This window comes from Mangrovimonas xylaniphaga, from assembly GCF_001280435.1.
GTDB classification, from domain to species: Bacteria; Bacteroidota; Bacteroidia; order Flavobacteriales; family Flavobacteriaceae; genus Mangrovimonas_A; species Mangrovimonas_A xylaniphaga.
On the sequence record NZ_LBIP01000016.1, the window covers coordinates 120,184 to 135,658 of the forward strand.

Genomic DNA, 15,475 nt, shown 5'->3' on the forward strand with positions numbered 1-15,475 from the left:
AAACATGGATTCCGAAAGAATTATCGACTTACTACTTTTTACCATACCAACATTAGTAACAGGACTAATTGCCTACCATTTTTTTAAGGAACACACCAAAAATGAAGATGGCCGAAGACGCTTTTTATTGCATAAAGACATTCAGGTAAATACCCTTCCAATTCGCTTACAAGCTTATGAGCGCATGGCCTTGTTTTTAGAGCGTATCAGCCCATCAAAATTACTTGTGAGAGTCAAGCCAACATCTTCAAATAAAGAAGATTACGAATCTTTACTTATCGCAACTATTGAGCAAGAATTTGAGCACAATATTTCGCAACAAATCTATATTACCGACGAATGCTGGAACATTATTGGAGCTGCCAAAAACTCTACGATTCAACTGATAAGAAAGGCGAGCATGTTGGAAAAAACCGATTCTGCCAACAAATTAAGAGAAGTGGTTTTAACAGAAATGATGGACCACCGCGCACCAAGTGACGCTGCCCTATCTTTCATTAAACATGAAGTAGGCGAATTGTGGTAATCTTGTTTTAAAGATCTTTTAAAACAGAATCTGCACCGTGCTTCTTGGCAGCATGTTCATACCCTTGCTGCCACCATTTTACCATTAAATTTCTACTGAATATCAAAGAGTTTTCGGTGAGATCTGTTGGAGTGTAATACAGGTTAAGTTTCACATTTTTGTTACTTGCCGCCAACTTCCCGATAAGTATGTCGTGGCTTTCCAACTGATCCATTAAATGACCAAACAAACTGATCATTAAGGAAAAGGGATTTTTCCCCAACACTTTTTTGCCTTCCATTTTTTCCGACTTTAAAATAACGGCATCAATCTCTGTGGCGCCACGTTGAATCGCCTCCCTTATAGGCACAACACAACCCAAACCACCATCGGCATATTCGTTGCCATTCACTTCGGTAAGCGACATAAAAGGGATATAATTGCAGGAAATCCAGATCCAGTGGCAAAATTCCTCGTAACTAAAATCCTTAATAGATTTATATTCCACTGAATTATTTGACAAGTTAGAAACCGTAACAACCACATCTTCCTTGGTTGCCAAAATTTGAAGATATTCCTCCTTGGTAAAATTCTTTTTAATAAGGCGCTTCAAGGATTTACTCTCTCCGAAGGTGCGCTTCATTTTGATAAATTGCCACAAGGAGTTCACAAAATCTATCGAGACAAACTCCCTATCTCCCTTTTTTCGCTGTACAAAAGGGCTGATACTAAAAATATCGTGCTGTTGCACATTGGTAAAAACGTTGTACAATTTCCCTATGTTATTCACCGCCAAATGGGGAACCAACAAACTTCCTGTAGAAGTCCCAAGATACATATCGTAGTCCCTACCAAGTTCTTCAATAAGATATTGTGCAACTCCACCAGCAAAAGCACCTTTGCTCCCGCCTCCGGAAATAACCAATGCGCGCATGTAATTTTTGTATTAAGTTAAGTTATGGTTTCCCAATTTACAAAAATTCGGGTTTTATGTTTCATGGATAACAATTATATTCGTCTTCATGAATACCAAGTTGCAAACTCCCATAGACTACTTAAAAGGCGTTGGTCCTAACCGTGCCGATTTATTGCGAAAAGAGCTTGGTATTCACACCTATCAAGATTTGCTGAACCTGTTCCCTAATCGCTATATCGACCGCACACGCTACTATAAAATCAATCAGCTGCAACAAAATTCTTCCGAAGTACAGGTGGTTGGACGAATTACCGGAATCAAGGAAGTTGCTCAAAAACGAGGCAAACGCTTAGTGGCCACCTTTAGGGACGATACCGGAACTATGGAATTGGTTTGGTTCCGGGGGCAGAAATGGATCAAGGACAGCATCAAGCCCAATACCGATTATGTTATTTTTGGGAAGACCAATTGGTACAACGGTACATTTAGCATGCCACATCCTGAAATGGAGCTCTTGAGCGACCACAAAAACAACCTTCGCTCGGCCATGCAAGCAGTTTATCCTTCTACGGAAAAGCTTTCCACCAAGGGTATCACCAATAGGGTCATGACGAAAATCATGCAAGAGCTATTCATGGAAACACAAGGCAGATTTGCCGAAACGCTTTCAACTTCCATTCTCACAAATTTGCAACTCGTTTCAAAAAGAGAAGCCCTTTTCAATATCCATTTTCCAAAAAGTCAAGAACTTTTGGCGAAGGCACAATACCGATTAAAATTTGAAGAACTTTTCTATATACAACTGCAATTGGTCATCAAAAATTTGATGAATAAAACCAAAATAAAAGGCCTTCCTTTTGAGAATGTCGGACCGCTTTTCAACTCCTTTTTCAAAGAGCATTTACCCTTTGATTTGACCAATGCCCAAAAGCGGGTAATCAAGGAAATTCGTCAGGACTTAGGAAGCAATGCACAGATGAACAGATTGCTCCAAGGGGACGTTGGATCGGGTAAAACCATCGTCGCTTTAATGTCCATGCTCATCGCTTTGGATAACGGTTTCCAAGCATGCCTTATGGCGCCCACTGAAATTTTGTCAGTCCAGCACTTCAATGGATTATCTGAACTATGTAAAAACCTGAATATCAATATAAAAATACTAACCGGCTCAACTAATACTTCAGAACGAAAAGAGATCCATAAAGCCCTAGAAAGTGGTGATTTACAAATTTTAATTGGCACGCACGCTCTCCTTGAGGACAAGGTGAAATTCAAAAATTTAGGACTCGCCATCATCGATGAACAGCACCGTTTTGGAGTAGCACAACGCAGTAAATTGTGGCGAAAAAATGCTACACCTCCACACATTTTAGTCATGACAGCAACGCCTATTCCTAGAACTTTGGCCATGTCTGTTTATGGCGATTTGGATGTTTCCGTTATCGACGAATTGCCACCAGGAAGAAAGGAAATAAAAACCGTGCATCGCTACGATAAAAACCGTTTGAACGTTTTTAAATTCATAAGGGACGAAATCCAAAAAGGACGTCAGATTTACATCGTTTACCCCCTTATTCAGGAAAGTGCCGCAATGGACTACAAAGACCTTATGGATGGGTATGAAAGTATCGCTAGGGACTTCCCTGCTCCACAATATCAAATTTCCATCGTCCACGGTAAAATGAAACCTGCCGACAAAGATTACGAGATGCAACGTTTCATTAAAGGCGAAACCCAAATCATGGTAGCAACAACCGTGATAGAAGTTGGGGTTAACGTGCCCAATGCCTCCGTAATGATTATAGAAAGCGCCGAACGTTTTGGACTTTCGCAATTGCACCAGCTGAGAGGACGCGTAGGTCGAGGCGCCGAGCAAAGTTACTGTATTTTAATGACCAGCCATAAACTGAGCGAGGACAGCAAAGTGCGTTTGGAAACCATGACCAGAACCAATGATGGTTTTGAGATTGCTGAAGTAGACCTGAAATTGAGAGGGCCTGGTGATATTATGGGCACACAGCAAAGCGGTGTTCTCAACCTAAAAATAGCAGACATCATTAAGGACAGCACCATTCTTCAACACGCCAGATATATGGCCAAGGAACTTTTGAAGAAGGACCCTTCCTTAAAACTGGAAGAAAACCAAGTCATCCTCCACACTTATCAGCAACTAAGCAAGTACAAAAACATTTGGAATTACATCAGTTAAGACCATAAAAAACCCAACCTTTCGGTTGGGCCTAAAACATAACTGTACGTTTTATGATCGATTGATTGATGTATGTGAATCATAAGTCTCCAAGTTCGAAATAAACTCGTTATGACGTACCTTAACAATAGGTATTGGTTTTAAGGAAAGTGCACAAGTATCTATAACGCTACTTGTTTGAACAACTGAATCCTGTTGACTTTTCTCGGGAAGGTTTGATGGGACATGAAACTCTAAAATAGATACGAATAAAAAAACGAATAAAGCGGAAGCTCCATGCAAAGCGTCTAGTTGCCTCATAATAAATTGATTTCAAATTGATTACCCTAAAATTAACCGCTATTACAGCTCACTCATGTTAGAGCAATGTTAAAAGCTTTTAGCGCCCTGTTAATTAACTATTCCTTAAGTAATTGATAAAGGTTTATTAAAACAATTGCCTTTATCCCCACAAAAAAGTACATTCGCAAACATTTACTATTTAGTGCGTTTGGGCACGAAATTTCAAAACTTACAATTCATTTCGCATGAAACATATTTTAGCGCTTGTTTTATCCATTTTCATCACTTCAACAACTATTGCACAAACTGGCAATCAGTCTCCGTTAAGCATTAAAACCATTATGCAGGGCGACAATTTTGTTGGCCACTTGCCTTCAAATGCTCACTGGTCTGCCGATGGTAAAACCATATATTTCAGTTGGAATCCTGAAGGAGCTTTTAGCGATTCCCTTTATGCTTACACACTTTCCAACGGAAATACCAATAAAGTAGACTTTGAAACCTCATACAACCTGCCACAGCCAAGTGGGAATAGTAATATCACAAACAAATCCAGTTATGTTGACCCTTATGACCACATCACTTACAACAGCGATAGATCAAAGAGCATTTACACAAAGCATGGCGACATTTACCTAGTTGATCAAAAGGACTATTCGGTGATGCAAATCACCAACACCTTAGACACCGAAAGCAACATTCAATTTACAGCAAACGATACCAAAATAGCTTATGTAAAGAATGGCAATCTATTCACTTGGTCGTTGGAAACGGGAATCACCGAACAGATTACCGATTTCACAAATAAGAAAAACAGCACTTCTGAACGAAGCGAGCAAGACGAATGGCTATACCAAGACCAATTGGGAATTTTTGATGTACTTAGCGAGCGTAAAGCTAAAAATGACGCTAATGAGGCTTTCAACAAAAGAAATCTAAACAAAAGACCTCTTGAAATCTATACCGAAGGGAAATTTGTGACCAACATCCAAATAAGCCCGAATGGAAAATTTGTAACCTACGAACTATATCAAGCTCCAAAAGAGGCCAATGGCACCATTGTGCCTCATTACGTTACTGAATCAGGCTACACCGAAGACCAACACACACGCACCAAAGTTGGTAGCGAACAAGGCACATATGAAATGTTCATTTATAACATAGAAGCAAGAACTTTTTATCCCGTTGTTTTGGATAATTTGAAAGGTTTAGACGATATCCCTGAATACACAAAAGACTACCCTGACAAAGCATACAAAAACGACAACAGAATCTCTTATATATCGGGACCAAACTGGAGTAAGGACAGCAAATATGCGGTATTGGACATTAATAGTAATGATTTTAAAGACCGTTGGATTGTATCCCTAAACTATGAAGATGGCTCTGTTAAAAATTTAGTAAGACAACGTGACGAAGCTTGGATAGACGGCCCTGGCATCAGCAGTTTTGGAGGCAGTGCTCTAGGATGGTTGCCAGACAACGAAACCATTTGGTACATGTCTGAAGCCACCGGGTTTGCTCATTTAAATACTACCCACGTCAATTCAGGAAAAACAAAAGCACTGACCGAAGGAAATTTTGAAGTGTATGACGTCTACCTTTCCAAAGACAAAAAGCACTGGTATTTTACATCAAACAAAACCCACTCGGGAGATCGTCAATTTTTCAGCATGCCACTTAAGGGAGGTAAATTCACCCAATTAACAAGCATGATAGGTAATAACGATGTGGTATTATCTCCAAACGAAGAGTATTTGGCCGTTTTGCACTCCTATTCCAACAAACCAACAGAGCTTTACCTACAGAAAAATCCTCTGTTCGGAAAAACGTCTGAACAACCAAAACAAATAACGCATTCCACAACGGAAGGTTTTGAAGCTTACCCTTGGAGAGACCCAGAACTAATTACTTTTAAGGCAGAAGACGGCGCCACCGTGCAGGCTAGGCTCTACCAACCTTCCGCAGCTACCAAAAACAATGCCGCCATCGTATTTGTTCACGGTGCTGGATACTTACAAAATGCCCATTCTTGGTGGAGCGTTTATTTTAGAGAATATATGTTCCATAATATTTTAGCGGATAACGGCTATACGGTTTTAGATATTGACTATAGAGGAAGCGCCGGTTACGGAAGAGATTGCCGTACGGGGATTTACAGACATATGGGAGGCAAAGATCTTTCAGACCAAGTGAATGGTGTACAATATTTAATCAACAACTACGGTATTGACAAAAACAAAGTAGGTATTTATGGAGGCTCTTATGGTGGATTTATCACCCTTATGGCCATGTTCAACGAAGCCGACACCTTTAAAGCAGGAGCGGCCATTCGATCTGTTGGCGATTGGGCAGCCTACAACCACGGTTATACGGCACGCATCCTAAACACGCCAGTTTCCGATAGTTTAGCCTATAAAAGAAGCTCCCCTATTTATTTTGCAGATGGACTTAAAGGAGATTTGCTGATTTTACACGGAATGGTAGACGACAATGTTCATTTCCAGGATATGGTTCGTCTTAACCAGCGCTTGATAGAATTGGAAAAACACAACTGGGAAATGGTCCTTTATCCATTGGAAAGACACGGCTTTGTAGAACCCAGCAGCTGGACCGATGAATACACCCGAATTTTCAACCTTTTCCAAGAAAGTTTATTGGACGGCAACAACACCCAAAAAGACTAGCAACTTTAGGTCATATTTTTAGTCGCAAATATTTATCTTTGTGGCCTAAATAAGACCTGTTAGGGTTGCATTTTTTCGCAACTTTGGCAATCTGAAAAACGAAAAAAATTGTAGGTTTGCGCCTTTATTAAAGATAGAAAATGAAGATTTCATACAACTGGTTACGACAATTTATCAAAACAGATTGGTCCCCTGAAAAAACTGGAGAATTACTTACAGATTTAGGACTTGAAGTAGAAGGCATCTCAGAATTTGAATCCGTTAAAGGAGGACTTAAAGGAATTGTTGTTGGAGAAGTATTAACATGTGAACAACATCCAAATGCAGACCGACTAAGGGTTACCACCGTAAATATTGGAGAAGACAAACCGCTACAAATTGTATGTGGTGCTCCAAACGTAGCTGCAGGACAAAAAGTACCTGTAGCCACTATTGGAACGACGCTTTACACACCTGAAGGTGAAGCTTGGAAAATCAAAAAAGGAAAAATCCGAGGAGAGGAAAGCCATGGTATGATTTGCGCCGAAGACGAATTAGGTTTAGGCCAATCGCACGATGGAATTTTGGTACTTGACGAAAAAGTGAAAGTTGGAGCTGCGGTTTCGGATATCTTCAAAGTAGAAAACGACCATGTTTTTGAAATAGGCCTTACCCCTAACCGTGCAGATGCCATGAGCCACTTTGGTACCGCAAGAGATCTTAGAGCAGGTTTAATTCAACAAGATATTCACTTGGAATTCATCACTCCTTCGGTGAGTGCTTTCCACGTAGACAACAGAACCAATAAGATTGATGTAGAAGTTCAAAACAAGGAATTGGCGCCTCGTTATTGCGGTATTGCCATTTCTGGAATTACGGTTGAAGAATCTCCTTCTTGGTTACAAAATAGATTGAAAGCTATTGGACTTTCCCCAAAGAACAATGTCGTAGATGCTACCAATTATGTGCTTCATGAATTGGGGCAACCATTACATGCCTTTGATGCTGCTAAAATTAAAGGCCATAAAGTAGTGGTGAAAACAATGCCACAGGGTACAAAGTTCAAAACTTTGGATGGTGTTGAACGTGAGTTGGACGCAGAAGACTTAATGATTTGTGATGCCGAAAAACCAATGTGCATTGCTGGTGTTTTAGGAGGTTTGGATTCTGGAGTAACGGAAAACACGACCAATATCTTTTTGGAAAGCGCTTACTTTAACCCGGTATCCATTAGAAAAACAGCAAAACGTCACGGTTTAAACACGGATGCTTCTTTTAGGTTTGAGAGAGGTATCGATCCTAACATTACGGAATATGCACTGAAACGTGCTGCTTTATTGATCCAGGATATTGCTGGTGGGGAAATCACCAGTGACCTTGTGGACATGTACCCAAAGAAAATTGAGGATTTCCAGGTACGTTTGAGCTTTGAAAACGCCAAGAAACTTATTGGAGAGGAAATCCCAAAGGATACCATCAAAAGCATTTTGACATCTTTGGAAATCAAAATCAACAATGTTACCGAAACAGGGCTTGGTCTTACAGTACCTGCCTATAGAAATGATGTTCAAAGAGAGGCTGATATCATTGAGGAAATCCTAAGGGTTTACGGTTACAACAATATCAAAACCACCGAAAAACTTAACGCTTCCATCTCCAACTCTTCCAAATTTGAAGATTACAAGCTTCAAAACATCATTGGAAGCCAATTGGTAGCTCAAGGCTTTTATGAGATTATGGCAAACTCGCTATCTTCTCCAAAATATATTTCCCTTAGTGAACAGCTGAAGGAAGATCATAATATTGAACTTTTGAACCCATTGAGCAACGATCTAAGCGTAATGCGCCAAAGCTTGTTGTTTTCAGGATTGGAAGCGGTTAGTCACAACATCAACAGAAAGCGCGATGCGCTGAAGTTATTTGAATTTGGATCTACCTACCATAACTACAACGGAAACAAAGAAGAACACAAACACCTTTCTCTTTTTGTGACTGGTAGACGACATGCAGAACGCTGGAATGCTAACCACCAACAAAGCGACTTCTTTTACTTAAAAGGAATTATTTCTGTGGTTTTGCAACGTCTGGGAATTACAAACACCTCAGTATCCCCTACCAAAAATGACATGATTGCAGAAGGCATTGCCTTATCAGCAAACAATCTGCAACTGGTAAACTTTGGGTTGGTTAAAAAATCAGTATTGAAACATTTTGGAATCGCCCAAGATGTGCTGTTTGCCGATTTCAATTGGAACAATGTTATTGAAGCTGCAAAACAGAACACGGTTTCTTTCAAGGATATTCCAAAATATCCAGAAGTGCGTAGAGACTTTGCCTTGTTATTGGATGAAACGGTAACTTTTGAGCAAATTGACAGCATCGCCATGAAAACCGAAAAGCAATTGCTTAAGGATGTAGACCTTTTTGATGTGTATCAAGGGAAAAACCTTCCTAAAGGTAAGAAGAGCTACGCCGTGAGTTTCACTATCCAAGATGAGCAAAAAACGCTTACAGACAAACAAATTGATAAAATCATGAGTAAACTTCAAGCTAATTTTGAAAAAGAGCTTGGCGCGACACTTAGATAATAATACCCACAAAAAAGCCTCTTTAAAAAGAGGCTTTTTTTATTTCAACCTAAATACTCCCCAACTTCCTTTTACGTAAATCCTTATTTACAAACATGTTATTTCACTATAGATATAAGGTGAATAAAATTTATAGAATTCCTAAGGTGCTGCATCAAATAATTACTAATTTTAAATTCCATTAATTTAAAACACGTATTATGGCAACAATCACTTTAAAAGGAAACACGATACACACGTCTGGGGAATTACCTAAAGTAGGCAGCAAAGCTCCAGAATTCACTTTAACTACTACAGAATTGGGTGCAAAAACCCTAGCTGATTTTAAAGGACAAAACTTAATCCTCAACATCTTCCCTAGTGTTGATACTGGAACCTGCGCCCAATCAGTAAGAACTTTCAATGAAAAGGCCAGTAAATTAGAGAACACAAAAGTGCTTTGCATCTCCAAAGACCTTCCTTTTGCACAAGCTAGATTTTGTGGTGCCGAAGGATTGGACAACGTAGTCAACCTTTCTGATTTTAAAGACGGAAACTTTGGAAAAAGTTACGGATTGGATTTCGTTGACGGGCCATTGGAAGGTCTGCTTTCCCGATGCATTGTTATTGTAAATCCAGAAGGCGAGGTTACCTACACCGAGCAAGTTCCTGAAATCGTTGACGAACCTAATTACGAAGCCGCCCTACAAGCCCTGTAGTTTGCCCCCCAAGCATGAGCAAAAAAGAATCTTTTGTACAAAACAGAATAAAAAGTATAGGGTTTGCCTACAAAGGCGCCCTATACTTAATTAAAACCGAAGCCAGTATTAAAGTGCAATTGTTTGTTGCCATTTCGGTGACACTAGCTGGTTTCTATTTCAATATCACCAATACAGAGTGGTTGTTCCAAATTACTTTTATTGGTTTGGTCATGACTGCTGAAGGTATCAATACTGCCATTGAATACATTGCGGATTTCATCCATCCCGAGTACCACAAAACCATTGGCCACATAAAAGACATTTCAGCAGGAGCTGTATTTATTGCCGCTATGGCCGCAGTTGCAGGGGCTTTGGTCATTTACATCCCTAAGCTGTTTTAATACTTTTTCCGTTAGGATAAACGTTAGTAATTTGTATTTTTGTTTCAATCTAACTAAGCGTTGATGGCGAAGAAGAAAACTAAAACCAAAGACAGTAAAACCTCTACCTTTAGCAAACCCTCATTCAAACTAACAAGTCAACAAAAATTGATTTATGGGAGTTTATTGATGATTCTTGGGGTATTGCTTTTTATAGCTTTTTTATCCTTTTTCTTCACTGGCAAAGCAGATCAAAGCACTTTGGATGCTTTAGGCACTAGAGAAGTCAAAGCTCAAAACTGGCTCAATAAAGTTGGCGCCTGGGTAAGCGATTTGTTTATCCTTAAAGGCTTTGGGGTTGCTTCTTTTATCTTTGCTGGACTTTCCTTTCTTTCGGGGATTTATATTGCTTTAGATATCAATAAAGCAAAACTACGCTCCCATTGGATTTGGGGTACTCTCATCGTTATTTGGAGCTCCATTCTCTTTGGATTTTTCACTCATAAATACGATGCTTTAGGCGGTACCATTGGTTTTGAAATGAACAGTTTCATCCAAGATTATATTGGAAAAATTGGCACTTCCTTAGTCCTACTCTTTGGATTGATTACCTATTTGGCCCTCCGTTTCAATGTTACAGGACATACATTTGTGAACCTTTTTAAAAGTGCCAAAAAGGACATCAAAACGGAATTTGCTACTGATGGTCCTATTCTTGCAGGCGACAATATTTCTGTTCCGATTGACAACAATTTAACGGAAGAAGCGGAGGACATCAAATCTGCTTTTGAGTTGGACGAAGAAACTCCCGCCCCTATTGCAGCCCTTTTTAACCAAATTGAAAAAGAAAAGGAAGCAGAAAAATTTGAGGAGGAAGAAATTGAGCAGGAATTAGAACCTGAAATCACTCTTGAACCTAGCATTACTACCCAGAACAACAACGACCTTCAAGTTGAAGTGAACAATGCTCCTGAAGAGGATTTTGAAATGGAGATAGAACAGGTTGAAGAAGAAGTTTCTGAACGTGACAATCTAGCCAATAAATTGGTGGCCGATTTTGGTCAATTTGATCCAACATTAGAGTTGAGCAAATACCAATTTCCTCCTTTAGACCTTCTTAAAAAATACGATTCCGAAGGGATTACCATCAACCAGGAAGAGCTTGAAGAAAATAAAAACCGTATTGTTGAAACCCTTAGCAACTATAAAATAGGAATCAGCAGTATTAAAGCTACCATAGGTCCTACCGTGACCCTTTACGAAATTGTTCCTGAGGCCGGTGTGCGTATTTCCAAGATCAAAAACTTAGAGGATGATATTGCCCTTTCGCTTTCGGCTTTGGGTATTCGTATCATTGCCCCTATTCCAGGAAAAGGAACCATAGGTATTGAGGTACCTAACAAAAATTCTACCATCGTTTCCATGCGTTCGGTAATTGCTTCGCAGAAATTCCAAAAATCTGATATGGAATTGCCAATTGCCTTTGGGAAAAACATCAGCAATGAAACCATGGTGGTAGATTTAGCTAAAATGCCCCACCTTTTAATGGCTGGTGCAACTGGACAAGGTAAATCTGTTGGGCTAAATGCTGTATTGACCTCATTGCTTTACAAAAAGCACCCTGCCGAAGTAAAATTTGTATTGGTAGACCCGAAAAAGGTAGAATTAACCCTATTCAACAAAATAGAACGCCACTATTTAGCAAAACTTCCCGATAGCGAAGAAGCCATCATTACTGACAATACCAAGGTAATCAACACCTTGAATTCCCTTTGTATTGAGATGGACAACCGTTACGAGATGCTTAAAAATGCCATGTGTCGTAACATCAAGGAGTACAACGAGAAGTTCAAGGCTAGAAAATTGAATCCTAATGATGGGCATCAGTTTTTACCTTATATTGTTCTTGTAGTCGATGAGTTCGCCGACTTGATCATGACTGCGGGTAAGGAAGTAGAAACGCCTATTGCCCGTTTGGCCCAATTGGCTCGTGCTATTGGAATTCACTTAATCATTGCCACCCAACGTCCGTCGGTGAACGTTATTACAGGGATTATCAAAGCCAACTTCCCTGCGCGTATTGCCTTTAGGGTAACCTCTAAAATAGATTCCAGAACCATTTTGGACGGTCCAGGGGCGGATCAATTGATTGGACGAGGAGATATGCTTTATACCCAAGGAAATGATATTATCAGGATTCAATGTGCATTTGTTGATACTCCTGAAGTGGAAACCATTACCGAGTTTATTGGAGGACAAAAAGCCTATCCAGACGCGTATCTTCTACCAGAATATGTGGGAGAAGACGGCAATGGCACAGCTCTTGATATAGATATTTCCGAAAGGGATTCCCTATTCCGCGAGGCAGCAGAAATTATTGTTACGGCCCAACAAGGTTCAGCATCTTTGTTACAGAGAAAACTTAAATTGGGATACAATCGTGCCGGACGATTGATTGATCAGTTGGAAGCAGCTGGGATCGTAGGAGGATTTGAAGGCAGCAAGGCCAGACAAGTACTTGTTCCAGACCTAATAGCTTTGGAACAACTATTGGATAACGAAAATATATAGCGATATAAAACACACATTACAATGAAAAAATTATTGATAGCAGTTACATTATTTATAGGCTTCCACAGTTTAGCACAGGACACTTCTGCAAAAGCAAAAGCCTTATTGAATGAAGTAAGTGCCAAGATCAAAAGCTATGACAATATTAGTATAGACTTTAAGTATTCACTTAACAATGCCAGTGAAAACATCAACCAAGAAACCCGTGGAAATGTGGTACTACAAGGTGAAAAATACAAATTGAACATTTTGGGAGCCACTAGAATCTACGATGGCAAAACCCTTTACACCATTAGTCCTGATGATGAAGAGGTAACCATTTCTTCCAATAACACCGAAGATGAAGACACTATAACACCAAGCCAAATGTTGTCTTTTTATGAAGAAGGTTACAGATACGCCATGGATATTGTTCAAAATGTAAACGGTCGTAAAATCCAGTATGTAAAACTAACCCCTATTGACACACATTCTGAAATTAAATATGTGTTATTAGGGGTTGACGCGCAAACCAAGCACATCTATAATTTAATTGAAATAGGCAAAAACGGTACAAAAACCACTTTAACCGTTAATATGTTTAAAACAAATGAACCTATTTCAAAAACACTTTTTACTTTTGACCAGTCCAAATACAAAAATTACTACATCAATAGATTGGACTAATTATAGCAATAAATGAAAATATTAGATAGGTATATACTTACAACCTACTTAAAGACATTTTTGAGCGTGTTTATTATACTCATGCTCATTTTTGTTTTACAGTCCATTTGGTTGTACATAAGCGAACTTGCAGGAAAAGATTTGTCCGTTTCGGTCATTTTTAAATTTTTACTGTACGTTACCCCTACTCTAATTCCTCTAATTTTACCTCTTACCATTTTATTGGCCTCCATTATGGTGTTTGGTAGTTTTGCCGAAAACTATGAGTTCGCCGCAATGAAATCAACAGGGATCTCTTTGCAAAGAGCCATGAGAGGACTAAGCGTATTTATTTTTGGACTCGCAATTGTAACCTTCTTTTTTGCCAACAACGTTATTCCTTGGGCCAACTTCAACTTTTATAACCTTAGAAAAAATATTGCCAAAACGCAACCTGCTATGGCTATTGCATCCGGACAGTTCAATGAAATAGCAGATTACAATATTAAAGTTGATAAGAAAAGTGGTGATAAAGGCCAATATCTAGAAAAGGTCTATATTCATAAAAAAACACCTCACCGAACAGGAAATTACACTGTAATTACTGCCAATACAGGAGAACTCATAAGCAGCGAAGAATCCAACATTCTCCAATTGGTATTATATGATGGAAACTACTACGATGAAATATTTAGCAAGGATCCTAAGCAAAATGCCAAAAAACCCCATGTTCGAAGTGCTTTCGAAAAATATGTCATCAATGTAGACCTTGAAGGCTTGAATGATGTGGATTATGAAGACAAGAGCTTTGAAGGTCGATACAACATGTTAAATATAAGCGATCTTAGCTACACCATTGACAGCTTAAAAGACAAGGAAAAGACCGAATATAAGAACTTTGCCAAATCACTTTATGACCGCACTGCTGTAGCATCCTTAAATGCAAACATTAAACCAAAAAAGGATTCTCTTTACACCGATGAAGTTCTTGATTTATTTGATAACAGAACCAAATTACAAGTACTGAATCTAGCAGCCAATACAGTAAACAGTACCAATCAAATTATCAAGACCAAAAAACACACTTTGGGAACCCAAAAGAAATGGCTTAACCAACACGTCATTTCCCTACATGAAAAATATGTCTTAGGCATTGCCTGTATCATCCTGTTTTTTGTCGGGGCACCACTGGGAGCCCTAATTAGAAAAGGTGGGATTGGACTTCCAATGGTTATTGCTATTCTTCTGTTTTTAACCTATCACTTTATAGGGATCTTTTCAAAAAACAGTTCACAAGATGGGTCTCTCAATCCTATTTTTGCTACATGGTTATCTACCTTAATCATGCTTCCGTTGAGTATTTTCTTAACTAAAAGAGCGACCAAAGATAGAGGTTTGTTTGAGTTTGATACCATTACAGATCCTTTGAGAAAACTTTTCAGCTTCAAGAACAAAAAAGAAGCTTTTGACAAAGCCTACAAACGTTTGGATACCCTTGAAGATGACAAACTTATTGATATCATTAAAAATTACTCCCACTATGAGTACGACAAGACAATAAAACCTGTTGCATATCAGCTTTTATTGGACCGTGGATTAAGTGCAGACGACATCAAAGACAAAGGCGTCATATTGCACAATACCCTACTTAAATCTGAAAAAATAGCCAACGACTTTTATGACTATTCCTTGACCACCATAGTGAGCTATGGCATTGGTGCGGTATTGATTCTTTTCTATTTTATTTTTAGAAACAATAAACTTCCAGAATTGGCACACATAGTGCTACAATTAGGAATAATTTCATTCGTTTTTGTAGTCATCTATTTTACGGTGTCCTCTTTTGTGCTGTCCAAATTCTATGGCTCATTACCCGAGAGCGATAAAAAGATTAACTTTTTTCTATTAATTATTGGGCTTCCCTTCTATCCTATTACCTACTTTTTGTTAAAAATTAGAGTCAAGGAAGAGTTGTATAAAACTAGCATAGAAAATATAAAATAAGCTATATCTTTGCAGCATAATACAAAATG

General features: G+C 38.9%; 10 protein-coding genes. 9 read left to right on the plus strand and 1 reads right to left on the minus strand.

From position 1 onward, the window contains the following. Window positions 1-4: 4 nt before the first annotated feature. Window positions 5-526, plus strand: a complete 522-nt coding sequence (locus ZA06_RS09255) for a DUF7935 family protein (RefSeq protein ID WP_053977190.1) — start codon at window positions 5-7, stop codon at window positions 524-526. 7 nt (window positions 527-533) lie between these two features. Here the strand turns inward: ZA06_RS09255 and ZA06_RS09260 are convergent, their stop codons facing one another. Next, complete coding sequence (locus tag ZA06_RS09260) at window positions 534-1,439, minus strand: patatin-like phospholipase family protein (protein ID WP_053977191.1); 906 nt, start codon at window positions 1,437-1,439, stop codon at window positions 534-536. 88 nt (window positions 1,440-1,527) lie between these two features. Between ZA06_RS09260 and recG the strand changes: the two genes are divergently transcribed. The 8 genes from recG to ZA06_RS09300 all read left to right on the plus strand — a co-directional run bounded on the left by recG (window position 1,528) and on the right by ZA06_RS09300 (window position 15,446). Next, on the plus strand, window positions 1,528-3,630 hold the full coding sequence (recG, locus tag ZA06_RS09265) for an ATP-dependent DNA helicase RecG (RefSeq protein ID WP_053977192.1): 2,103 nt from the start codon (window positions 1,528-1,530) through the stop codon (window positions 3,628-3,630). 527 nt (window positions 3,631-4,157) lie between these two features. Beyond that, on the plus strand, window positions 4,158-6,599 hold the full coding sequence (locus ZA06_RS09270; RefSeq protein WP_053977193.1) for a S9 family peptidase: 2,442 nt from the start codon (window positions 4,158-4,160) through the stop codon (window positions 6,597-6,599). A gap of 140 nt (window positions 6,600-6,739) precedes the next feature. After that, entirely contained in the window at window positions 6,740-9,166 is a 2,427-nt protein-coding gene (gene pheT / locus ZA06_RS09275; RefSeq protein WP_053977194.1) for a phenylalanine--tRNA ligase subunit beta, read from the plus strand. A gap of 200 nt (window positions 9,167-9,366) precedes the next feature. After that, window positions 9,367-9,864, plus strand: a complete 498-nt coding sequence (tpx, locus tag ZA06_RS09280; protein WP_053977195.1) for a thiol peroxidase — start codon at window positions 9,367-9,369, stop codon at window positions 9,862-9,864. Between the two features lie 14 nt (window positions 9,865-9,878). Then, window positions 9,879-10,247 carry a diacylglycerol kinase gene (locus tag ZA06_RS09285; RefSeq protein ID WP_053977196.1) on the plus strand — a complete coding sequence of 123 codons (369 nt, stop codon included), beginning with the start codon at window positions 9,879-9,881 and terminating at the stop codon, window positions 10,245-10,247. Between the two features lie 63 nt (window positions 10,248-10,310). After that, window positions 10,311-12,797, plus strand: coding sequence for a DNA translocase FtsK (locus ZA06_RS09290; RefSeq protein ID WP_053977197.1), 2,487 nt, complete (start codon window positions 10,311-10,313; stop codon window positions 12,795-12,797). Between the two features lie 21 nt (window positions 12,798-12,818). Next, window positions 12,819-13,463, plus strand: a complete 645-nt coding sequence (locus ZA06_RS09295; protein ID WP_053977198.1) for a LolA family protein — start codon at window positions 12,819-12,821, stop codon at window positions 13,461-13,463. A 12-nt stretch (window positions 13,464-13,475) separates the two neighbouring features. Then, window positions 13,476-15,446, plus strand: a complete 1,971-nt coding sequence (locus tag ZA06_RS09300) for an LptF/LptG family permease (RefSeq protein ID WP_082331993.1) — start codon at window positions 13,476-13,478, stop codon at window positions 15,444-15,446. Window positions 15,447-15,475 lie beyond the last annotated feature (29 nt).

What these genes read in the sequence shown, in the direction of transcription:
- ZA06_RS09270 (WP_053977193.1), top strand. Translation starts at nt 4,158, where the DNA reads ATGAAACATATTTTAGCGCTTGTTTTATCCATTTTCATCACTTCAACA.
- tpx (WP_053977195.1), top strand. Translation starts at nt 9,367, where the DNA reads ATGGCAACAATCACTTTAAAAGGAAACACGATACACACGTCTGGGGAA.
- ZA06_RS09295 (WP_053977198.1), top strand. Translation starts at nt 12,819, where the DNA reads ATGAAAAAATTATTGATAGCAGTTACATTATTTATAGGCTTCCACAGT.
- recG (WP_053977192.1), top strand. Translation starts at nt 1,528, where the DNA reads ATGAATACCAAGTTGCAAACTCCCATAGACTACTTAAAAGGCGTTGGT.
- ZA06_RS09300 (WP_082331993.1), top strand. Translation starts at nt 13,476, where the DNA reads ATGAAAATATTAGATAGGTATATACTTACAACCTACTTAAAGACATTT.
- ZA06_RS09260 (WP_053977191.1), bottom strand. Translation starts at nt 1,439, where the DNA reads ATGCGCGCATTGGTTATTTCCGGAGGCGGGAGCAAAGGTGCTTTTGCT.
- ZA06_RS09290 (WP_053977197.1), top strand. Translation starts at nt 10,311, where the DNA reads ATGGCGAAGAAGAAAACTAAAACCAAAGACAGTAAAACCTCTACCTTT.
- ZA06_RS09285 (WP_053977196.1), top strand. Translation starts at nt 9,879, where the DNA reads ATGAGCAAAAAAGAATCTTTTGTACAAAACAGAATAAAAAGTATAGGG.
- ZA06_RS09255 (WP_053977190.1), top strand. Translation starts at nt 5, where the DNA reads ATGGATTCCGAAAGAATTATCGACTTACTACTTTTTACCATACCAACA.
- pheT (WP_053977194.1), top strand. Translation starts at nt 6,740, where the DNA reads ATGAAGATTTCATACAACTGGTTACGACAATTTATCAAAACAGATTGG.